Raw genomic sequence first — 21,038 nt, 5'->3', positions numbered from 1 at the left:
GGTCGCCGTCGAGCAGCCTGCCGGTGGCAGGTGCCGTGACCGGCCCAGCGCCAGGTTCAGACGGGCTGTTCTAGGCGGTTTCCGCCGCGATCTGGGCGCGGGACTTGCGGCCGCGTTCTGTCGCGGATTTCAGCTGACCGCAGGCGGCCATGATGTCCTCTCCGCGCGGGGTGCGGATCGGGCTGGCATAGCCCGCATTGTGGATGATGTTCGCGAAGGCATGGATGCGGTTGTTGCTGGACCGCTTGTAGGGGGCGCCGGGCCATTCGTTGAACGGGATCAGGTTGATCTTGGCCGGGATGCCCTCGATCAGCTTGACCAGGCGGTGCGCGTCCTCGTCGCTGTCGTTCACGCCCGCCAGCATCACGTATTCAAAGGTGATCCGCTCGCTGTTGGTCAGGCGAGGATAGTCCCGCAGCGCGGCCAGCAGCGTCTCGATGTTCCAGCGCTTGTTGATGGGGACCAGGCGGTCGCGGACCTCGTCCGTCGTGGCGTGGAAGCTGACCGCCAGCAGGCAGCCGATCTCCTGCGCGGTGCGCGCGATCTCGGGGACGACGCCGCTGGTCGACAGGGTGATGCGGCGGCGCGACAGGGACAGGCCCTCGTTGTCCATCACGACCTTCATCGCGTCGCGGACGTTCTCGAAATTGTACAGCGGCTCGCCCATGCCCATCAGGACGATGTTGCTGATCAGCCGCGTCTCGTCCTTGGGGGCGCCCTGGACGGGCCATTCGCCCAGATCGTCGCGCGCCAGCATCAGCTGGCCGACGATTTCCCCGGGCGTCAGGTTGCGCACCAGCTTCTGCGTGCCGGTATGGCAGAACGAACAGGTCAGCGTGCAGCCCACCTGGCTGCTGACGCAGAGCGTGCCGCGGCCCTCCTCGGGGATGTAGACGACCTCGACCTCGTGGCCACCGGCGATGCGGACAAGATACTTGCGCGTGCCGTCGCTGCTGACCTGACGGGTCACCATCTCGGGCAGGGTGATCTCGAAATTGGCCGCCAGCAGGGCGCGGTAATCCTTGGCCAGGTTGGTCATCTGCGCGAAATCGCGCACGCCCCAGTGATAGACCCACTGCCAGACCTGGCCCACGCGCATCTTGGCCTGACGCTCGGGCGTGCCCGCCGCGACCAGGGCGTCCAGCAGCTGCGCCCGCGTCAGGCCGACGATGTTCGTCAGCCCGCCCTGGGGCAGCTTGCGCGGAAGCGTCATCACGTCCTGCGTGATCGGCGCAGACGGGGTCTGATCGGTCATGAAGATCACCGGTGTTGGAACGGCCCAAGGGGCGAAAGACAGCCACATATGCGAAAGCGGGCCCGAAATCAACCGGCCCGCCCCCTTGGTTCCGTCAGGACTGCAACCTTGCGGTTACTGGCAGCGCTCGCGTGCGCTGTTTGTCGCGGCGGTGATGCCCGACAAGCTGAACGTGTCCTTGGTCGTGGTGCCGCGTGCCGAACGGCCGGTCACGACCGCCGACGAGCCGCCGCGCAGGGCCGCGATCATCGCCTCGTCGTCGGACGGGCTGCCGGTCCAGGCGCTCTCGCCCTCGGTGAACAGGTTGAACGTGCGGCCGCCCACATCGACCTCGACCGTCGAATCCGGGGCGAAGGGATAGCCGCCGCTGAAGCTGACCTCTCCGTTCTGGCCGGGGCGATAGGCCACATACAGACGAATGTCGCCGCGCGTCACCTCGGCCGGCTGGCCGTCGCGGGTGTTCAGCGTGGATTTCGGGGGCGAGACGGCCCAGCATTCGCGCGGGTTGTCGGCCGCGAAGACTGTCCAGTCCCCTTCGGTCGCCACGACATTGCTGGACTCTTGTGCAACCGCCGCGCCCAGTCCGGCGATCAGGACAAGGCTGGCGCCCATGCCGCGCAGGGTGGTGGTAATCATGCTCTGGCCTCCTGCCAATTCAATTCGCCGCTTCGCCCGGCGTTCTTCCTGATTGCTGTGGTCTTTTCAACCATCTGTCGTCAGGATAGCGAAAATCGCCGCCCGTTAAAGGCTGCGCAAGCACAATCGCGCAATTGTCAGGGAGAAAACATGCGGTCCGCAGAAATGATCGAACTGTGGCGCGGCGACATGCGCGAAAGCCTGCATGCCGGCCATGCCGTGATCTGCGATGCCCATGGCGTGGTCGAGGCCTGGGGACGACCCGGGCAGGTGATCTATCCGCGGTCGTCGTGCAAGATGATCCAGGCGCTGCCGCTGATGGAAAGCGGGGCCGCCGATGCGGCGGGCCTGACCGACCGCCAGCTAGCCCTGGCCTGCGCCAGCCATTCGGGGGCGGCGATGCATGTCGCGGCCGTGGACGGCTGGCTGACCGGGCTGGGCCTGGGCGAGCCCGACCTGCGCTGCGGCAGCCACATGCCGCGCGACGCGGAGGAGAACCGCCGCCTGACCTGTTCGGACACCGCGCCCTGCCAGCTGCACAACAACTGTTCGGGCAAGCATGCGGGCTTTCTGACGCTGAACCACCACCTGAAGGGCGGGCCGGATTATGTCGAGCCCGACCACCCGGTCCAGCGCGCCGTCAAGGCCGCCTTCCAGGAGGTCACCGACGAGGAGAGCCCCGGTTTCGGCATCGACGGCTGTTCGGCCCCGAACTGGGCCTGCACGGTCGAGGGGCTGGCCCGCGCGATGGCGCGGTTCGCCAATCCCGGAACGGACAGGCGCGGCCAGGCGATGCACCGCCTGGTCGATGCGATGCGCAGCCACCCCGAGATGGTCGCGGGCGAGGGTCGGTCCTGCACCGAGCTGATGCGCGCGATGGGGGGCGTCGCGGCGATCAAGACCGGGGCCGAGGCGGTGTTCGTGGCGATCCTGCCCGACCAGGGCCTGGGCGTCGCGCTGAAGATCACCGATGGCGGCACCCGCGCCAGCGAGGCCGCGATTACCGCGCTGCTGATCCACCTGGGCGTTCTGGATGCGACCCATCCGGCGGCGCAGGCGCTTCTGGACGGACCGATCCTGAACTGTCGCGGCATGGTCACGGGCAACCTGCGCCGCGCGCCGGGCTTTCCCGCCTGAGGGCCGTCACATCCCCGACATGGAGCCGTGCTTTACTGTGCGGCACGGGATGCCCCCGTCCCGTTCCCGTGCCCCGAACCGGCGCCCCTTGGCAGAGCGGGCGCCGGATGCGCGGTCTCAGATCATCTGCCAGATCAGCCGACCCGCCAACAGGGTCGAGGTCACGACCAGCAGCGGCTTGATCAGCCGCGCGCCGATGCGCGAGGCCAGCCGCGCGCCCAGCATCGCCCCCGCGATCTGCGCCGCCCCCATCGCCATGCCCAAAAGCCACAGCGGCTGGCCGACCAGCGCGAAGGCCCCCAGCCCGCCCAGGTTCGACGCGAAGTTCAACAGCTTTGTATGGGCCGTGGCCTTCAGAACCCCGTATCCGGCCAGCGTGACAAACCCGATCATGTAGAAGGCCCCGGCCCCCGGCCCGATCAGCCCGTCATAGAATCCCACGAACGGCACCACCGTCGCCGCAAAGACCAGGGGCGTCAGGCGGCGCGTGCGGTCCAGGTCGTTCAGTCCGGGTTTCAGCGCAAAGAACAACGCGATGCCGATCAGGATGACCGGCAGGATCAGCCGCAACCCGTCGGTGGGGATCGCGCTGACCAGCACCGCCCCCGCGGCCCCCGCCGCCCCCGCGATCAGCGCGGATTTCCACTGGCTGCGCAGATCGACCAGCCCCCGCGCCGCATAGCTGAGCGCGGCCGTCCCCGCGCCGAAGACGCCCTGCACCTTGTTCGTGGCCAGCGCCTGCGCGGGCGACAGTCCCGCCAGCATCAGGATGGGCAGCGTGATCAGCCCGCCCCCGCCCGCGATGGCATCGACGAAGCCTGCGGCAAAGGCCGCCATCATCAGCAGCATCACCAGGTCGGCGGTCAGTTCGAACATCATCGGGACTTTCGGTGGGGCAATCGTCGCAGGGGTATTTGGACAAAGGAGAAATCAGGGCGTGACGAAATCCTCCTCCGCGAAGCCCTGCAGGTACAAGAGCGCGGTCAGGTCGCCGTGGTTGATGCGTATCTGGGCTTGGGCGGCGACCGCGGGTTTCGCGTGCAGCGCCACGCCGGCACCGGCCAGTTGGATCATGCCAAGGTCGTTGGCGCCGTCGCCCACCGCGATCGCGTTCTGGGGCGTGGTGCCGAGGCGGGCGGCGATCTGGGTCAGGGCATCGACCTTGGCCTCGCGGCCCAGGATGGGCAGGGCGACCTGTCCGGTCAGCACGCCGTCCTGCGCCAGCAGCGTGTTGGCGCGATGTTCGTCAAAGCCCAGGGTCTGGGCCACGGCCCGGGTGAAGCTGGTGAAGCCCCCCGAGACCAGCGCGGCATAGGCCCCGTGCGCGCGCATGGTCGCGACCAGCACGGCCCCGCCCGCGGCATAGGTGATGCGTTCGGCCAGGACCTGGGCGATGACCGCCTCTGGCAGGTTCGCCAGCAGGGCCACGCGTTCGGTCAGCGCAGCGTTGAAGTCCAGCTCTCCGTTCATGGCGCGGGCGGTGATCTGGGCCACGCGGGGGCCGAAACCCGCCATGTCGGCCAGTTCGTCGATGCATTCCTGATCGATCATGGTCGAATCCATGTCGGCGATCAGGATGCGCTTGCGCCGCCCGCCCGCGGGCTGGATCGCCAGGTCGATGCCGATGGCCTGCAGGTCGGACCAGACCTGATCCGAATCGCCCGGAAGCACCGCGATGTCGAATTCGGCGGCCACGCCCGGCGACAGCCAGCGCGTCACGTCGCCACCCCACCGGTCGGCCAGACCGCCGGGCAGGGCATCATCCAGATTGGCTGCGGCAGGCGCCGCGATCAGCGAGACGGTGAACATGGGCGCGGTCCTTGTGCGGTTGCCTGCGGGTGTAGGACAAAGTTTTTTCTTGCGCCAGAGCGGGAGGGGCCTTAGGTCGGTCGGTGGGACACCCCTCCCAACGAGGGTGGGCGGTCATTCTGATTTTTCCCTTCTTTTATAGTCGGTTAGGCTTTCACCGTGAGCTTCGTGTGTCACTCGCGTGTCAAATAGGGCATCGCTGACGGTCTTGTCTTTGACTGCGTGGGCATAGGTCCGCAGCACGGTTGTTGCGTCTTTCCAGCCGCCCATATCTGCCACGGTCTTTACGTCAAAGCCCATGTGCAGCATGGACGTTGCGAAGCCATGGCGGCAACAATGTAGGGTTAGCCGCTCTATCCCTGCGCGTTTACAAACGTTGCTCCACGCCCCCCGGACGCTACCCCGCCCTGCATAGTCAAAGACCAGTTCGTCAGGCTTGCGGTTGCTAGGCAAGTTCGCCAGCGCCATGACTAGCTCAGGCGGCAAATGGGCCTCACGGCTCCAAGGCGTCGGCTTGAACAGGTCAAGCCGCGCGATCCGGCGAGGAAGGTCCACGTTGCCCCACCGCAAGCGGCTGGATTCACCGATACGCGCCGCCGTGGCGAACATGAACACGCATAGCGCGCCCAGATGCGGCAGGCCATCCTTGATGGCCTGATTATTGAAGGCCCTGACCCACTCAATAGTCGCGGGCGTCTTCACCTCGGGATTTTCGCTATAGCGCTTTACAGAGATACGTGCGCACCAGCCCAGACCAGCCGCATAGTTGATCGCCGCCTGAGTTGGCTTGATTACCTAACGGTTCCAGGTCGGCTCATTGACGTCGGGATAGATGACCTTCGCGGCGCGGCGGATGGTTTCTGGATGGACATCCGAAAGGGGCGTGTCTTTCCAATAATGCGCCAGTTTCAACAAAAATCGGTCAGGCCTATCCGCGTTTAGATAGGCACTGAACACATTCGCCATGGTCAGGCCCGCCCCCGGACCGTCGAGGTGACGGTTCCAGCCTTTTGTTTCGATCTCAGCTTTGATGCGTTCCGCGGTTTTTCGGTCAGACGTTTGTGTAGTGCCGCGAAGTCGTCGCCCCGCCACGGTGCCTCGATAGTGCCAGATTTTGCCGCGCTTATAGATTTCGAGGGGCATAGTCGTATGGCCTCCATGAGTGCCGACATATCATCTTCGAGGAAAACCATCCGCTTGCCAATTACGCGACCGGCCCCGATGTCGCGTGCTTTGGAGCGAAGTGCTCGAACGCTGACTCGCAAGTGATGAGCGAGGTCTTCTGGGGTTATGTACTCAGGCAACAGGCCCATTGGTAATTGCTCCTATGTCCCCTTCGACATGCGAAACCGAACAGTCGCAGAACGGGAAATCCCAAATCCGGCGATCCGACGTTCCAGGTCAGCCAATGCGGCTGCCATTTCGCTGTCATTTGCGCAAGTAACCCGCTTTCCCTCATATTCGACGGAGCGGGTGCCGGATGCGCGTGCCCTGATCAGGGCATCGCGCAGGGTAATCAGTTCGTCGGGTTGGATCGGCATTAGCCCACCCGATACCAGGCGCGGTGATCCACCCAGCCACAGCCAAAATCGAGGCGGACTTTGATCTGGGTGCCGTCAACCTCAAACCCTGCACGGGTTTCGATCTGCGGGCCGGGCGCGCCCTCAAGATACGCATATTCCAGCCTGTCCACGGTCTGCGGATCGGCTACGATATACCACCGGGTTTGCGAGGTCAGGCGCGGTTCAACGATCAGGGCCAACGTCGAGAACGGGTTGAAATCGGCGGACGTGCTGGCTTGGATTGCGGCCAGTGCCCGTTGCATGTCCGTTTCCAGTTCGGGCGGGACTAGCACGAAGCGCGGGGCCACGTCGATCGGCGCACCGCTCAAGCCGGTCTTGCGGCGCATGGCGGTGCGGGCCGTGCCCAGGTCCAGCGTGATGGCATCCACCCGGCTTATCCCATCGCCAGCCGCGGGCGCCGCTTTCATGTTTCCATGCGCCGCGGCGTCGAAAACGGCCAGTCCGTCCGACATCAGCGGGTTGGCCTCGATCTTGGCCACCAGCTGCGCCGCCTCAAAATTCAGGGCCGCGGTGCCCATGGCGGCGGGAATGGTCGTGAACGCCCCCAGATCATCATTCACCAGCGCCTGTCGGCTGATGGCGATGATCTTGCCAAAGGTTGCTACGGCATAGGTTTCGCCAGCCTCGTCAGTCGTGCCGTGCTGGAATTCCGCGCCCTCAAGGACACGCTCGAGCGCGGGCGCTTCGCCCAGGATGGCGCGGCGCTTGGCACGGAAATCGCGGGCGGTGGTTTGACGGGCCAGCAACCGGGCACCGGACACCGGGGCCTGATAAGAGCGGCGCAGTTCGCGGTTCACGGCATCGCCCAGGATCAGCGGAAAATCCGCTGTGGTATGCAGGGCGCGGGTAATCAGCGTCTCCGTCGCCATGCCGCTTGTGGACATGCCGGAGCGGCGCAGGCATTCGCGGGCCATGTCGGGCAGGGTCAGCCCGGCATGGGCGCGGGCAGCGTCGGACAGTTGGTGTTCCGGGTGCGACCGATGAAACAACGCTTCCCCAGCCCGCGTGGCGATCACGGCAGGGTCGCTGTGATCGGTGCCGATTTCGGCGCGGGCGCTGCGGGTGCGGGTCTGCGTCTGTCGATTGCCCATTTCTGCAAAGGCAGCGGCGCGTGCCAGTTCGGGGGTGGCTTCGGCGTCGATCTGACCATCGATCCAGTCGGCAGGCAGTCCGGCCAGCTGGCCAATGCTGCGGATTTCCCGGTTCATGTCCGCACGGGTCAAGGTGGTGGCGGGCGGGGTGGTCATTTCGAGCGTTTCGTTTTCCATTTGGCTTTCTCCGGTTCTGAAATAGGCATCGGCCGGGATCGGGACAACGAACACCTCGATGGGCGTCCACTTGACGGCAGTGCGAACCCGCCGGTTTCCATCCTGCGTGTCGCGCCACAGCTGCACGGAATAGCCGATGGACAGGCCGCGCAGGGTGCCGTCGCCAATGTCGGCCAGAACGGCTTGTGCAGCTTCATTCGAGCGAAACCGAATGCGAACCCACAGCCCTTCGGGGCGCAGTTCGGCAGCTTCGATTACCCCCAGCTGGTCGCGGGTGCTGGCGCTGCGGTGCCCGTCCAGGACCGGCCCGACGATCAGCCGGGACAGATCGGCCCCCGACAGGTCGAGGCGTTCGACATAGCCGAGGCGCGGCGCAGGGGCGCCGGTCGAAACGATGGCCTCAACCGTGCGCAAGCCGGGGTCGAGGGTGGCGGGGCGCGGCGTGACCGCGCGAAGATGGATGGTCATTGGGCACCTGCAAAAACGGCCCGGCGCGGATCGCGGGCGATTTCCTCGTCGACTTCGGCCATGTCGCGGCCACGGCCTGCGACGACTTCGGCCCGTGACTTCAAACCAGCTTCGATGGCGCGGACTTCGGCATTCACTTCTTTTAGCGGGTCAACCCATTGCCAGCCGGGCGCAACGAAGCGCACAGCGCGGTAATCGGGGGCGATAGCATCATCAGGGCTTATGTCGCCTGCCAGGGCCTTCCAGGCGATCCAGCGGCCCCACAGAGGCGCCAGCAGCTGACCCTCGATCAGGGTGCGTTGCAGCATTTCTGCGCGGCGGCGGAATTCCAGCAGGCCGAACCGGGTGCTTGAGTAGTTCGTCTGCGACAGGTCGCCAGAGAGTTGTTCGTACATCAGCCCCAGCCCGGCGGCGATTTCAGCAGCTGCGCCTTGATGAAATCCACCTGCTGCGACAGCCCGCCGGAAGGCTGCGCGAACTTCACGTCAGAGCCGGGGGGCAGAATGCGCATCGCGCCAGGCTCAAGGCTGACATTGGCCACGCCTGCCTGGGTAACGCCCTCGAAACCTGCCGCGCCGCCTTCGGTGTCGGTGATAAAGCCTGCAAACAGGCTTTGCGTTTTCAGGTTCATCAGCATGGCATCGCTGGCTGCATCATAGTCGGCCAACTTCAAAAGCACCGGGGCCAGCCAGGTGATGCCCCGCACTTGCCCTGGAAAGATCGGGTCAAAGATATGCAGCATGTCGGATGCCGGGATGCGCAGTGCGTCACCGTAATGGGCGAAGGCTGTGCCGGGGGCATCGGGCAGGACGTGATACGCGACCACCTGTTCGGATGCGTCGAATTCCACCCCGGCCACAATGCGCGCGCCGTTCCCCAGATCGCGGGTCAGGGCGGGGTCGATCTGATCGGCGGGCAGGATGGCCAGCCGGAACCCGGATGGGCCGGACAGGATGCGCACAAACGCTTCGCCGTCGCGGATAATGGCGCGGGCGATCTACGGCATCAGCGGCCAGACGATAGCTTCAAGTTCGCAGTTCAGTACGTGGGCCATCTGCCGGTCGGGATGCTGCGATTGCACCTGCCACCCCTTGCCGACAAGCGCCGCCGTCCAGGCTTCGACAGCACGGGCAGCAATCGGATTATTCATGGACAGCGCGGCGGCACGGGCCTTGGCAGGACCAGGCGCGGCAAGCGTGCTTTGATGGGGCGCAGGAAGGGTGGATACGCTTTGCAACCGCCATCCGCCGCCACCAGCTTCGATCCCGTTGCGACGAAAAATCTTCAGCAGATCACTCCACCCAACTCGGTGACGTGAGCTTACAAGCACTCCGTCCCTTCTGAGGGCGGTCATAACGTGCACTCTAATCCGTCACCTTCGGAAATCCCAAGTTCCGCAGCTCGCCCCCGGATGTATTCAGCAGCACGTGTGGCGTTGGCTAAAAACATACGGGGAACAGAGATTTCAGAATACACCTCCGCCCACGTGGCTTGCTCCTGCGAGACTGCTTCTTCAAGACCTCCTAAGGTGCCAGTAAACGGCACCAGCCAATGTTCCGGCTGGTCGTTCCTGTTAATCCCCTCAAAGCCTATAACACCCGCCCAAAACATCGGGCGGCATCCTGCCACATCTGCGCTTTGAACTCCTATGTTGCCAGCAACAGATTGTGCAAACTGTGGGCCCAAGCCCCCCGGATAAGTTTCTTTGCTAGCGTCGTTGATAAGGTCGAGCATTATACGAAGCCGGAACGCATCTTCCAACGAATAATCTGCCCATTTCGAATCCTGATCCTGATCGTGTAGTAAAAATGGCAACTGGTCGCGCTGCTTCAGAAGCTTAAAGCGGGAAGCATCAACATCTGCACAAAACAAGAGGGCGGCACGCTTCACAATGATACCCCCGGAAGGAATCAGATGATACCTTTTAGCTGACCAAGGCCGGCAGCTCAACAGAAATGCTGCATCTGATACCCGCTTAGTAGCCTCGAGAGGGACGAATGAACGCTAACGAAGAAGACCCTAAATCAGACGGACCTTCGACAGATATCGGGGTATTTAATAGGATTATAATTCTTCTTAAATTTCGCTTGCACTGGGCGCTTTACAAAAGATTTCCTAACTTTACGTCTCGATTTTTTGACTATAATAAGGTCCGAAAATTCCATAGAGAAGCTGATAAAGAGGAAAACGAAAAGACAAGGCTACCTAATGATGAAAAAATAGAATTGCAATTTTTAATGGCTGCAGAACTTTATGGACCAGGAGAAATTTCCAGGCTTGTCCATGGAATAAATAAGTATGACTGGCAGGATCCAGATGGGCTTTCTCCCAACGACGGAGCCGCTGAATGGTTGAGAGCATCCCGGGAGGTTGGAGGATTTGGTGGACGATATTCACTTGGGCGAATTGAAAGATCAAGCAACACGCCACAATCTTCGCGCATATTGAAGGGTCCCGTCCCTGCTGGCGTGGAGTATATCTCACTGTACATTGTCCCGATAACATCCTCTTTAACATGCTTGGTAGCAACATTCAGTTTAGAAAAAAGTCGGACTACCGCATATGCCAATATTTTAGAGAAAGATAGAAAAACACGATACGAACGGTTTGCAGGTGGCATTCAAGTTTTGGACGTAATGAACTTAAAGCGGAATGACATAAGAGAAGAACGACGTAGAATACAAGCCATTGCATCGAACTGGTTTCGGGACACCATACCGGGTATTCTTGTTAACGGTCAGCTCGGCGAGAGTTTGGCTACACTGGAGTTCCTAACCACCACCGAAGTTGATCCACTAAGCGGGCATGTCGACACTGATAGTAAATGGGCCGAATGTATTCCAATCTCATCTTCTCATCGAGCTTGGAAATGCGATGAATTAGAGCAGCTTAAGCTCACTTGGGATATGTGGCCAGACAGAGAGCCTGGTCATGGTATTGCTGCGATGAACATCAGTAATGTCTCCAGTGATAAACTTCCCTATCCAATGTTCAAAGATAGATTTAATTATATTTATCTAGCTGAAGAAAATTTGCGCGATCTTCTCAGCCGTCATGCCACGCTTATAGTTTTGCGCGGGTTCCTTCGCAATCTGAATACTATTAGAGATACCATCCGTGAAGCTCGCTCTCCCTCAAAAGATGTCATTGCAGCCTTATCTCGAATAGAGAATTTTTTTCTTGAATCTCTGGGAGTGCCCAGTATCTTGAATGAATTAAAAGATCACGCTAGCGAGAATGGTAGTTTTTCGCGTCATATGTCATCATTTTCTGAAGTAGCGCCTCGTCGAAAAGAAGATAAGCCTAGAAAGCTTCAGAATCAGATGCGAGAAAATGTTGAGCAGTTGGCAGGAAACCTTAAAGAGGCCGATAAGTCTGCGAGAGAGCTTTTTGTTCAATATAGCGCACTCATTAGTACGCAAGAAAGCGTCAGAGTTCAGCGCGCGATGATGAAACTAACCTGCGCAGCAATTTTTCTTTCTATTATATCTCTTATGGTAGCAGTTCTTGGCCTGAGATAGTCAAAGATGGCAAAGCTATTAACCTCTAAACTATTTTCCGCATCCACTGCGAATGAAGGATAGGGGGCACGGGAGGCTGTGGCAATTTATCTACTAGAAGATCGTTGCGCCGATGAGCCCAGTTAATATTCAGTACCTGCCGGGCGGCCACCGCATAGCAGATGCAGTCTAATGCTTCGGCTCTGCGACCTAAAATGCGCTCGAAGCTACGCACGGGTTGGCCGCGACGATAACGAAGGATCGCCCGTTCGCTCGCTAACTGCTCATACCAGATTGGCGGAAGGTCAGCAGAAAATCGAAAAGCGGTTGCTTGTGCTATGCGAGCGAATAGCTGTCCTTTTACGGTATCGACGCCAACGATCCATAACCTGCCGCCCGTTTTCGTTCGCGATCCGGCACGTTCTATAATTGGGCGATTGCCCCCTGCGCCCTTTATTGCTAGCACCTTCGATCGTACGCGCGGTGAGGCGAAGGCGATAACCCGGTGCATAGATGTCCCGTCACCCGCATCAATTTCGACCGCGTCGATGCCTAGACGCCCACCAAGTGCATGGGGAAATCGTGCACATAGAAGATCATCCAATTCCTGCCAAGTGGCCTCATCGTCGAACTGTCCCCAGATGACCCGATACCCCAGAACTAAAGCGGTCCCTTCTTCCGTCCAGCCGACAAAGCTGGCCTCGAGTCGATCGTGCTGAACGTCGACGCCTACGGTCAAAGCCAGAGCGTCAACAGGGACCTTATTCAGTCCGAAGGGCTCAGCACGCGATGCTAGCTCATCTTCGAAAAGCTCATCGCCTGCGCTTCGCCACCCTTGCCCCAGGATGGTGTTGACGAAGGTTTGCAGTGTGGACGGATCGTCCTTTGCCGATACGAATTCGCCAGCCAGCTTGCCCCACGCGGCGTTGGCATGCAGGGACACAAGCGCGTTGAGGCGAAAGCCTGCATGTCCATGCACATCGGGCCGAGTCGGCCGCCAGCGACCTTGCGCGACCATGGCGGGCTTGTGGCGTTCCTCAATCTCAGCTGCGCAATGTGGGCAGCGGAAGCGTGCCGTGGCGGGTGCGCCCTCGTCCCAAACAATGTCGGTCCACTGAATCTCGGTCATGGCCCCGCAGACGGGGCACGGTACCTCGAATATCCGGGCGTCGGATTGTGCATAGGCCCGCAGGACGTGGCTTGTCTCGTCATGGACCGGGGTGCTGCCCATGACGATCTTACGATCCGGAAAGGATAGCGTCCGCCGCTCGGCCAACAGGATCGGCGACCCTTCAGCCGTGGACTCCATGCCGTCGGCCTCGTCAATGAACAGGATGCGGACATTGTGGCGGCGAAGGTTGCGGGGTGCCTTGGCAGCGACGATCTTGAGCGACCCGCCGGGGAAGCGGCGCGACAGCAAGGTGTTGCGCCCAGCCTCGTCGCGCTCGTCTGACAGCGCGGCGGCAACCGCGGGCGATGCTGAGAGGATCGGCTCGATATCACTGATCATGTAATCCCGGCAGTCGGCCTCGGCGGGCAACAGGCATAGGATGGCCGCAGGTTCGTTGGCGACGAAGCTGGCGACTGCGCTGGTCAGCAGTGTGGTAAATCCGACGCGGACCGGCTTGACCAGCGTGACACGCTCGATCAGCGGATCGCCAATGGCATCTGCAATTTCGCGCTGAAGGGGCCAGAGGCGGACGGCACCGGGCTGAGCACTGACGCCTTCCGGCAGGCAAACCTCGGTTTCAATCCAGTCGGACAGTCGCAGACGCGGCGGGGGAACAAGGGCGCGCAGGGCATTGGCCCGAACCTGCTCAATGGTCGGCATCTGCGCCCCCAATCTGTGCCAGGGCGTCGCGCAGTTCCCGGTCAATCGCGTCCACATCGCCGGTGGTAAGGTGCCCAAGCCGCTGGCGAACCCGCGAGGGCACGGCAAGCAGTTGGGACCGAAGGCTGCGCAAGGTGCCGGACCATTCCCGCTCAACCTCAATCGCAGGAACTAGCAGGCCGCGCAGTGTAGCGTTCTTCAGCTCTTGAGCGTCAGCCTGTGCGCGCGCGAGGCGAGCACGCTCTCCGGTCAGCGTCAGTGCCTGTTCCTCGCTGCCCCTGCCGCTGGCGGCACCGCGAAGATGCTCGACATAGCGCCCGACTGTCTCGATCAGATCATAATTATCATGGCCAAGCTTCACCGCCAGCTCCCGCTGGACCAGCCCGGAAAGGGCTGCGGGGCTGAGCCGCAGCAGGTCGCACAGATCGGCGCCGCCAGTCCGGTGTACTGGATCGCCCCCGCCAAGCCCCGGCAGTTCAGCCATGATCCTCATTGATTTTTCACCCCTTTGCATTTTTTTGCATGGCCTGACATGTCGCGGCTTAGCCCCCCGCATACGCTGCAAGCCCGGAAGGACCCGCATGTTGAGTTATGGACGACATGCCCCGCGAGCGGCTTTCTCGATGACTTGTTCCAACGTCGGAATGTTCTCGACTTGAGTCGCAGCATGACGGCAGCGCGCTGCCGTTTCACTGCCTCCGATGGCCAGCACCATTGCGATAACGATCTCAGCATGTGCTCCGGCGAGCGCTTCTGGCCATGTCATGCCGTCAGCTTCGCAAAGCTCGGCCATCACTGCCTTGACCCGCTCTGCGGCCTGCTGTGCGGCGTTTGAAACCTCAATCTTCTCGGCGCTCATGCTGCTTCCCTCTCTTCCATTTTGTGCATTGCCCATTCGACCCAACGGACGGTGATTCGGTTCTCGAGATGATTGTTCCGGCCCGGCGGGCGGCGATATGGGACTTCCCATCCCCGACCTTCACGGTCGCTCGACAGGACACCCAGCTGTGCGAGGCTCGGCCATCCGCGCGCTGCAAGGTACTCGTTCCAGGCAGCTTCCCGATCGCTGCCGAAGTGAGCGACACTGGCCAGATTGCAGATCGGCTTTTCGCAAAATCCGCTGCCTTGCGTTTTTAGGTTATATCTTGGTTCTTTATAAGACCCGCCAGCAGCGGCACCTTTCTGCGCAGGTTCCTGCACCTTTTTGACCGCTTCTTTCACGTCAATGGGTGCAGCTAGCTGCACCTTTTGTGTCTGCTGACGTGCCACCGTTTTAGCCCGGTAGGGTGCAGAGTTTTGCACTGGCTTTTCTGATCTACCCGCCGGTGCGTTATCTCGTGCGCACCCTATCTGGGCTGCTGCCTCAGGTTCGGCGGTAAACGTGGTTTCCGATGATCTACCCCGCCCGCGTCCCTTCTTGCGATGTATCCAGCCACAGGCTTGCAGATCAGTCAGCGCCTTCTGCACAGTACGTTCAGGATCGCCAGTCGCTTCGCACAGCGTGCTGACGGTCGGATTGCAGCGCCCGCTGTCATTATTAGCGAAGTCATCTACGAGCGTTACTGCAAGCAGCTTTGCGGTCTTGGACAGGCGTGCATCGCGCCGAACCGCCCGCTTCCATGCCCACCTAACCCTGTTCCAGCTTCCAGGTAGGGGCATCCCCTTGCTTGCGCTTGCGCCAGCGTCAGCATAGACTTTGCGGCGAAGTTTAGACGCTTCTTCCATTGTCCCGGTTGCGCCCGCCAGCGCGCCGGGATTTTCTTTTGCCGGCGCATGAACATCTCCGGAACAGCTTGTGTCAGATTTGTGCCACTGTTGAATGTCCGTTCCTGCCTCGTTCTGGTCGAACCCGCACGAACCGGCAGGGGTCTGATCAACAGGGCTTGCAGTAAAATCAGGGGAAGCGTATGTCCGCGGTTGGGACACCCCTCCCCAACGAGGGGCTTTTTAGCTGGAAGGCTAGCCACATGACCGATCATGCGATCCCGGCTACGCGGCCGGAAAACCCGCGCTTTTCCTCGGGCCCCTGCGCCAAGATCCCCCATTATTCGCTGGACATGCTGTCGGACGCGCCCCTGGGCCGGTCGCATCGTGCCGCCGTCGGCAAGTCCAAGCTGGCCGAGGCCATCGAGCTGACCCGTGCGGTCCTGGGCGTGCCGGCCGATTACCGCATCGGCATCGTCCCCGGTTCCGACACCGGCGCGGTCGAGATGGCGATGTGGACCCTGCTGGGCGCCCGCCCCGTCGAGATGCTGGCCTGGGAAAGCTTCGGCGAGGGCTGGGTCACGGATGCCGTGAAGCAACTGAAGCTGGACGCCACCGTCCGCAAGGCCGATTACGGCAAGATCGTCGATCTGGCAGAGGTCGACTTCGACAAGGACGTCGTCTTCACCTGGAACGGCACCACCAGCGGCGTGCGCGTGCCGAACGGCGATGCGATCCCCGCCGACCGCGCGGGCCTGACCATCTGCGACGCGACCAGCGCGGCCTTTGCCATGGACCTGCCCTGGGACAAGCTGGATGTGGTGACCTTCAGCTGGCAGAAGGTGCTGGGCGGAGAGGGCGCGCATGGCGTCCTGATCCTGTCGCCGCGCGCCGTCGAACGGCTGGAGACCTATGTCCCTGCCTGGCCGCTGCCCAAGATCTTCCGCATGACCAAGGGCGGCAAGCTGATCGAGGGCATCTTCAAGGGCGAGACGATCAACACGCCCTCGATGCTGGCGGTCGAGGATTACCTAGTCGCGCTGAAATGGGCGCAATCCCTGGGCGGCCTCACGGCGCTGATCGCGCGGGCGGATGCCAATGCGGCTGCTGTGCGCGATTTCATCGCGGACAAGGACTGGATCGCCGATCTGGCCGAGGATCCGGCCACCGCGTCGACGACCAGCGTCTGCCTGAAGTTCACCGATCCGGCGATCAGGGACGGCGCGGCCTTTGCCAAGGCTGTGGCCAAGCGCTTGGAGAAGGAGGGCGTGGCGCTGGACGCCGGCGCCTATCGCGACGCGCCTGCGGGCCTGCGCATCTGGTGCGGATCGACGGTCGAGACCGCCGATGTCGCGGCACTGATGCCGTGGATCGAATGGGCGTACCGCGCCGAACTGGCCGCGCAATAAGCCAAGCGGACCGGGGGCCAGTCCCCCGGACCCACCCTGGTATTTCTCCAACGAAGAAACATGGCGTCGGCGAGGCCTGGCCCCGATGCCCTTGCAAGGATGAATGACATGCCGAAGGTTCTCGTCTCGGACAAGCTGTCGGAAACCGCCGTCCAGATCTTTCGCGATCGCGGCGTCGAGGTGGATTACCTGCCCGATCTGGGCAAGGACAAGGAAAAGCTGGCCGAGGTGATCGGGCAGTATGACGGGCTGGCCATCCGGTCGGCGACCAAGGTCACCGACAAGCTGCTGGAAGGCGCGACCAACCTGAAGGTCATCGGCCGCGCCGGCATCGGGGTCGACAATGTCGACATCCCGGCCGCCAGCAAGAAGGGCGTGATCGTGATGAACACGCCTTTCGGCAACAGCGTGACCACGGCCGAGCATGCCATCGCGATGATGTTCGCGGTCGCGCGCCAGCTGCCCGAGGCCAGCGTCAGCACTCATGCCGGCAAGTGGGAGAAGAACCGCTTCATGGGGGTCGAGCTGTTCAACAAGACCCTGGGCGTGATCGGGGCGGGCAACATCGGCGGCATCGTAATCGACCGCGCCCTGGGTCTACACATGAAGGTGCTGGCCTATGACCCCTTCCTGTCCGAGGATCGCGCCAAGGAACTGGGCGTGACCAAGGTCGAGCTGGACGACCTGCTGGGCAAGTCCGACTTCATCACCTTCCACGTGCCGCTGACCGACAAGACCCGCAACATCCTGTCGCGCGAGGCCATCGCCAAGCTGAAGAAGGGCGTGCGCATCATCAACTGCGCCCGCGGCGGCCTGGTCGACGAGGAGGCGCTGGCCGAGGCGTTGAAGGACGGGCGCGTGGCGGGTGCCGCATTCGACGTCTTTGCCGTCGAGCCCGCGACGGAAAGCCCGCTGTTCAACCTGCCCAACGTCGTCGTCACGCCCCACCTGGGCGCCGCCACGACCGAGGCGCAGGAGAACGTCGCCCTGCAGGTTGCCGAGCAGATGTCGGACTATCTGCTGACGGGCGCGGTGCAGAACGCGCTGAACATGCCCTCGGTCACGGCCGAGGAGGCCGCGGTGATGGGCCCCTGGATCAAGCTAGCCGCGCATCTGGGCGCCTTCGTGGGCCAGATGACCGACGAGCCGATCAAGGCGATCAACGTGCTGTATGACGGCGTCGTGTCCGAGATGAACCTGAACGCGCTGAACGCGGCGGTGATCGCGGGCGTGATGAAGGCGTCGAACCCGGACGTGAACATGGTGTCGGCCCCGGTCATGGCCAAGGATCGCGGCGTGCAGGTGTCCACCACCAAGCAGGACAAGGCCGGCGCCTATGAAGGTTACGTCAAGGTCACCTGCGTGACCGAGACGCGCGAACGCTCGATCGCGGGCACGGTGTTCAGCGATGGCAAGCCGCGCTTCATCCAGATCCGCGGGATCAACGTGGACGCCGAGGTGGGAAGCCACATGCTGTACACCCGCAACAAGGACGTTCCCGGCGTTATCGGCGCGCTTGGGATGACCCTGGGCGACCTGGGCGTGAACATCGCGAACTTTACCCTGGGACGGGCCGCCAACGGGGCGGATGCCATCGCGATCCTGTACCTGGACGAGGCGATCAGCGACGAGGCCTTGGCCACGCTGCAGAACACCGGCAAGTTCCTGCAGGCCCGCCGGCTGCAGTTCGAGGTTTGACCTCGGCCCCGCACGCCCTTACCCAAGGGGCGTGCGGACCCTCCCTGCCGCGCTCCACGGCCAGGTGACAGATGCGACTTTATGCGATTGGCGACATTCACGGACAGCTGGACCTGCTGAAGGCCGCGCATCAGCGGATCTTCGACGACGGCGGGCCTGATGCGGTCATTGCCCATGTGGGCGACCTGATCGACCGCGGTCCCGATTCGCGCGGCGTGGTGGACCACCTGCTGCGCGGCCAGCAGGCGGGGCGGCCCTGGATCGTCACCCGCGGCAATCACGACCGCTTCCTGCCCGCCTTCCTGAACCAGCCCGACTGGATCGACCCGGGCCTGTCGTCCGGACAGCATTGGGTGGACCATCCGGGTCTGGGCGCGGCCGCGACGCTGCGGTCCTATGGCGTGGACCCGGATCAGCCGCGCCAGGCGCTGCTGCGCGATGCGCGGGCGGCGGTTCCCGCGGATCACGCGCGGTTCCTGGCGGCGCTGCCGCTGTGGTATCTTCATCCGCTGGCGCTGGTCGTGCATGCGGGCATCCGTCCGGGCATCGACCTGCAGGACCAGGCAGAGGGCGACCTGGTCTGGATCCGCCAGGGGTTCCTGGACAGCGACGTTGATTTCGGGCCGCTGGTCGTGCACGGGCACACCGCGCTGGAGGCCCCTGCCCTGTACGCAAACCGCCTGAACCTGGACGGGGGCGCCGCCTATGGCCGGCCGCTGTCCGCCGCCGTTATCGAACCGGGTGCCGTGCACCTGCTGACCGAATCGGGCCGCCAGCCCCTGTTGCCGGAGTAGACCATGCGCCTTGCCCTGACCCTTGCCCTGACCCTTGCCCCCCTGTCGTTGCAGGCCGAGGAGGTCGGCCGCGTCGGCGTGGACTGGGTCGGCAACGATGTCGTCATCGAGGCGATCAAGGACCCAGAGGTGCCGGGCGTGACCTGCCACCTGGCCTATTTCAGCCGCTCGGTCCTGGACCGGCTGAGCCAGGGCAACTGGTTCGAGGATCCGTCCAACAGCGCGATCCAGTGCACCCGCACCGGGCCCATCGACGTCAGCGCCCTGACCCCCGGCAAGGGAGAAAACGTGTTCAGCGAGGGGCGTTCGCTGGTGTTCAAGTCGCTGCGGGTGCAGCGCATCTATGACGCCGACAACCGCGTGCTGGTCTATCTGGCCCATGCCAACCAGGTCAGCGAGGGGTCGGCCAAGATGTCGATGGCGACCGTGCCCCTGACGGCGGACGACATCGCCCCCTGATCGCCTGCCGGTGGACAGGACCGTCGCGGCGCGCTAGAAGGCGCGCTGACTTTTGTTGATCCCTGACACGAACGATGGATACCGCCCGGATGCAGGCCCAAAGCCGCCACGCGAAATACAGCCTGGGACAGGTCGTCCGGCACCGTTCGCGGCCGTTCCGGGGCGTGATCTTCGACGTCGATCCCGAATTCGCGAATACCGAGGAATGGTACGAATCCATCCCCGAGGATTCGCGCCCCGATCGCGACCAGCCGTTCTATCACCTGTTCGCCGAGACCGAGGCGACCTATTACGTGGCCTATGTGTCCGAGCAGAACCTTGAACTGGACGTGTCGGGCGAACCGCTGGACCACCCCGAGGTCGGGGACATGTTCAGCGCCTTTCAGGACGGCCGCTATTTCCTGGCGGGACCGGTCAACTAGGCGTCGACCTCCATCTGGGCAAAGGGGATGCTGAAGGCCAGATAGTTCCGGCTTTCCTCGCGGTAATAGCACAGGGCCTGCGTCAGGTCCTGGATCAGGAACCAGCCGAAGCCGCCTTCGGGCAGATCGTCCGCGACCATCGGCGGCAGGCTGCGCGGCAGCAGGCAGTCGTCAGGCAGCGAGATCCCGTCATCGGTCAGCGCGCAGGCCAGGCCCGAACTGTGGCGCACGATGCACAGGTGGATCACCGGCAGCCGCGCCTGTTCCGCCTGGCCCAGCGGGGCGTGTTCGGCGACGTTGTTCATCACCTCGGCCAAGACCAGTTCCAGCCGGCCCAGAGTGTCGTCGCCCACCTCTCCGCGGAAACGCTGGCGGACGTCCTGCAGGGTGTCGCGCACGATCATCGGATGGGCGTTCAGGACGCGGTGGAACATCGGCTGCGTCAGTGCGGATGCACGGTTTCCGATGCCCGGATCGGAGCGTTCACTGGGTGTCATTCTCGTTGCTCCTTCTGAGCGGTGCGGGGCTGAGCGGTGCGGGGCTGGATGTCGAACACGCTGTCCATCCGCGTCAGGCGGAACACGCGTTCGACATTGGGCGTCAGCGCGAACAGCACCAGCGCCAGGTTCTCGGGCAGGCTCTTGCGGACGGCGATCATCGCCCCCAGGCCAGAGCTGTCCATGAAGTCCACCGCCGCCATGTCCATGTGCACCGGCTTGCGGTTCTTGACCACGATCTCGCGCAGCTTGTCCTTGAACAGGGTCGCAATCGCCGCGTCGATCCGGGGTTCCGTCACCGTGATGTTCAGATGGGATTCGGCGTCTTCGACGATGAACTGCATGATTCCGGGCCTTCCTTGCGCATCTGCATCCTTGACTAGACCCCAAAGGTTACGATCCGGTAAGCGCGAGGACAGATCGGGGGGGAAAGATCATGACAATTCAGGACATCTACGTGCTGGGGGCGGCGCGCACGCCGATGGGCGGGCTGATGGGCGCGCTGTCGGGGGTGTCCGCGGCCGATCTGGGCGGGGCGGCCATCGCCGCGGCACTGGCGCGCGCGGGC

The 21,038-nt window shown here is 62.8% G+C and carries 22 protein-coding genes and 2 pseudogenes; 8 read left to right on the top strand and 16 right to left on the bottom strand.

Going from position 1 to position 21,038, the window contains the following annotated elements; translation table 11 throughout:
* Positions 1 to 70: 70 nt before the first annotated feature.
* Positions 71 to 1,255, bottom strand: coding sequence for a 23S rRNA (adenine(2503)-C(2))-methyltransferase RlmN (gene rlmN, locus TW83_RS12275; RefSeq protein ID WP_045983077.1), 1,185 nt, complete (start codon positions 1,253 to 1,255; stop codon positions 71 to 73).
* Positions 1,256 to 1,369: 114 nt separating this feature from the next.
* The gene (locus tag TW83_RS12270; RefSeq protein WP_045983064.1) at positions 1,370 to 1,891 is read right to left on the bottom strand and encodes an invasion associated locus B family protein; all 522 of its coding nucleotides are present in this window, start codon (positions 1,889 to 1,891) and stop codon (positions 1,370 to 1,372) included.
* A 150-nt stretch (positions 1,892 to 2,041) separates the two neighbouring features.
* Between TW83_RS12270 and TW83_RS12265 the strand changes: the two genes are divergently transcribed.
* Entirely contained in the window at positions 2,042 to 3,028 is a 987-nt protein-coding gene (locus TW83_RS12265; protein WP_045983063.1) for an asparaginase, read from the top strand.
* Between the two features lie 117 nt (positions 3,029 to 3,145).
* Here TW83_RS12265 and TW83_RS12260 read toward each other — a convergent pair whose 3' ends face one another.
* The 8 genes and pseudogenes from TW83_RS12260 to TW83_RS20595 all read right to left on the bottom strand — a co-directional run bounded on the left by TW83_RS12260 (position 3,146) and on the right by TW83_RS20595 (position 10,046).
* Positions 3,146 to 3,904, bottom strand: coding sequence for a TSUP family transporter (locus tag TW83_RS12260; RefSeq protein ID WP_045983076.1), 759 nt, complete (start codon positions 3,902 to 3,904; stop codon positions 3,146 to 3,148).
* A 54-nt stretch (positions 3,905 to 3,958) separates the two neighbouring features.
* Entirely contained in the window at positions 3,959 to 4,837 is an 879-nt protein-coding gene (serB, locus tag TW83_RS12255) for a phosphoserine phosphatase SerB (protein WP_045983062.1), read from the bottom strand.
* Positions 4,838 to 4,951: 114 nt separating this feature from the next.
* A complete protein-coding gene (locus TW83_RS19825) occupies positions 4,952 to 5,539 on the bottom strand; it encodes a site-specific integrase (RefSeq protein WP_052714855.1) in 588 nt (195 codons plus the stop codon).
* Between the two features lie 93 nt (positions 5,540 to 5,632).
* Positions 5,633 to 5,980, bottom strand: coding sequence for a hypothetical protein (locus TW83_RS20600; protein WP_157001533.1), 348 nt, complete (start codon positions 5,978 to 5,980; stop codon positions 5,633 to 5,635).
* A 397-nt stretch (positions 5,981 to 6,377) separates the two neighbouring features.
* The gene (locus TW83_RS12245; RefSeq protein ID WP_045983061.1) at positions 6,378 to 8,156 is read right to left on the bottom strand and encodes a prohead protease/major capsid protein fusion protein; all 1,779 of its coding nucleotides are present in this window, start codon (positions 8,154 to 8,156) and stop codon (positions 6,378 to 6,380) included.
* Positions 8,153 to 9,117, bottom strand: a pseudogene (locus tag TW83_RS12240) (phage portal protein). Before TW83_RS12240 ends, TW83_RS12245 begins: the two are co-directional and overlap by 4 nt.
* 36 nt (positions 9,118 to 9,153) lie before the next feature.
* The gene (locus TW83_RS22020; RefSeq protein ID WP_239441332.1) at positions 9,154 to 9,510 is read right to left on the bottom strand and encodes a phage portal protein; all 357 of its coding nucleotides are present in this window, start codon (positions 9,508 to 9,510) and stop codon (positions 9,154 to 9,156) included.
* Entirely contained in the window at positions 9,507 to 10,046 is a 540-nt protein-coding gene (locus TW83_RS20595; RefSeq protein ID WP_157001531.1) for a hypothetical protein, read from the bottom strand. The genes TW83_RS22020 and TW83_RS20595 overlap by 4 nt, the downstream gene beginning before the upstream one ends.
* Positions 10,047 to 10,153: 107 nt before the next feature.
* On the opposite strand from TW83_RS20595, the gene TW83_RS20590 reads away from it, so the two are divergent.
* Positions 10,154 to 11,677, top strand: a complete 1,524-nt coding sequence (locus TW83_RS20590) for a hypothetical protein (protein WP_157001529.1) — start codon at positions 10,154 to 10,156, stop codon at positions 11,675 to 11,677.
* 25 nt (positions 11,678 to 11,702) lie between these two features.
* On the opposite strand, the gene TW83_RS12235 is transcribed toward TW83_RS20590, so the two are convergent.
* From TW83_RS12235 to TW83_RS19815, 4 genes are all read right to left on the bottom strand, one after another.
* Positions 11,703 to 13,487, bottom strand: coding sequence for a phage terminase large subunit family protein (locus tag TW83_RS12235; RefSeq protein WP_045983060.1), 1,785 nt, complete (start codon positions 13,485 to 13,487; stop codon positions 11,703 to 11,705).
* A complete protein-coding gene (locus tag TW83_RS12230; RefSeq protein ID WP_239441331.1) occupies positions 13,474 to 13,971 on the bottom strand; it encodes a terminase small subunit in 498 nt (165 codons plus the stop codon). The genes TW83_RS12235 and TW83_RS12230 overlap by 14 nt, the downstream gene beginning before the upstream one ends.
* A 105-nt stretch (positions 13,972 to 14,076) precedes the next feature.
* Positions 14,077 to 14,346: a hypothetical protein gene (locus TW83_RS12225; protein ID WP_045983058.1), complete on the bottom strand. Its 270-nt coding sequence runs from the start codon at positions 14,344 to 14,346 to the stop codon at positions 14,077 to 14,079.
* On the bottom strand, positions 14,343 to 15,413 hold the full coding sequence (locus tag TW83_RS19815) for a helix-turn-helix domain-containing protein (protein WP_157001527.1): 1,071 nt from the start codon (positions 15,411 to 15,413) through the stop codon (positions 14,343 to 14,345). The genes TW83_RS12225 and TW83_RS19815 overlap by 4 nt, the downstream gene beginning before the upstream one ends.
* Before the next feature lie 41 nt (positions 15,414 to 15,454).
* On the opposite strand from TW83_RS19815, the gene TW83_RS12220 reads away from it, so the two are divergent.
* The 5 genes from TW83_RS12220 to hspQ all read left to right on the top strand — a co-directional run bounded on the left by TW83_RS12220 (position 15,455) and on the right by hspQ (position 19,973).
* On the top strand, positions 15,455 to 16,600 hold the full coding sequence (locus TW83_RS12220) for a phosphoserine transaminase (RefSeq protein ID WP_045983057.1): 1,146 nt from the start codon (positions 15,455 to 15,457) through the stop codon (positions 16,598 to 16,600).
* Between the two features lie 108 nt (positions 16,601 to 16,708).
* Positions 16,709 to 18,298 carry a phosphoglycerate dehydrogenase gene (serA, locus tag TW83_RS12215; RefSeq protein WP_045983056.1) on the top strand — a complete coding sequence of 530 codons (1,590 nt, stop codon included), beginning with the start codon at positions 16,709 to 16,711 and terminating at the stop codon, positions 18,296 to 18,298.
* 71 nt (positions 18,299 to 18,369) lie between these two features.
* Positions 18,370 to 19,092, top strand: a complete 723-nt coding sequence (locus TW83_RS12210) for a metallophosphoesterase (RefSeq protein ID WP_045983055.1) — start codon at positions 18,370 to 18,372, stop codon at positions 19,090 to 19,092.
* Positions 19,093 to 19,095: 3 nt separating this feature from the next.
* Positions 19,096 to 19,551, top strand: a complete 456-nt coding sequence (locus TW83_RS12205) for a CreA family protein (RefSeq protein WP_045983054.1) — start codon at positions 19,096 to 19,098, stop codon at positions 19,549 to 19,551.
* 89 nt (positions 19,552 to 19,640) lie between these two features.
* Positions 19,641 to 19,973, top strand: a complete 333-nt coding sequence (gene hspQ, locus TW83_RS12200) for a heat shock protein HspQ (protein ID WP_042246463.1) — start codon at positions 19,641 to 19,643, stop codon at positions 19,971 to 19,973.
* Here hspQ and TW83_RS12195 read toward each other — a convergent pair.
* Together TW83_RS12195 and TW83_RS12190 are read right to left on the bottom strand one after the other, a co-directional pair.
* On the bottom strand, positions 19,970 to 20,470 hold the full coding sequence (locus TW83_RS12195) for an ATP-binding protein (protein WP_045983053.1): 501 nt from the start codon (positions 20,468 to 20,470) through the stop codon (positions 19,970 to 19,972). The two genes, hspQ and TW83_RS12195, sit on opposite strands and share 4 nt — an antisense overlap.
* Complete coding sequence (locus TW83_RS12190) at positions 20,467 to 20,814, bottom strand: STAS domain-containing protein (protein ID WP_045983052.1); 348 nt, start codon at positions 20,812 to 20,814, stop codon at positions 20,467 to 20,469. Before TW83_RS12190 ends, TW83_RS12195 begins: the two co-directional genes overlap by 4 nt.
* Positions 20,815 to 20,912: 98 nt before the next feature.
* On the opposite strand from TW83_RS12190, the pseudogene TW83_RS22015 reads away from it, so the two are divergent.
* Positions 20,913 to 21,038 (top strand): annotated as a pseudogene (locus TW83_RS22015) (acetyl-CoA C-acetyltransferase); the annotation flags it as partial.

Source organism: Paracoccus sp. S4493 (assembly GCF_000967735.1).
GTDB lineage: Bacteria > Pseudomonadota > Alphaproteobacteria > Rhodobacterales > Rhodobacteraceae > Paracoccus > Paracoccus marcusii.
This window is presented reverse-complemented; position numbering and strand designations above follow the sequence as displayed.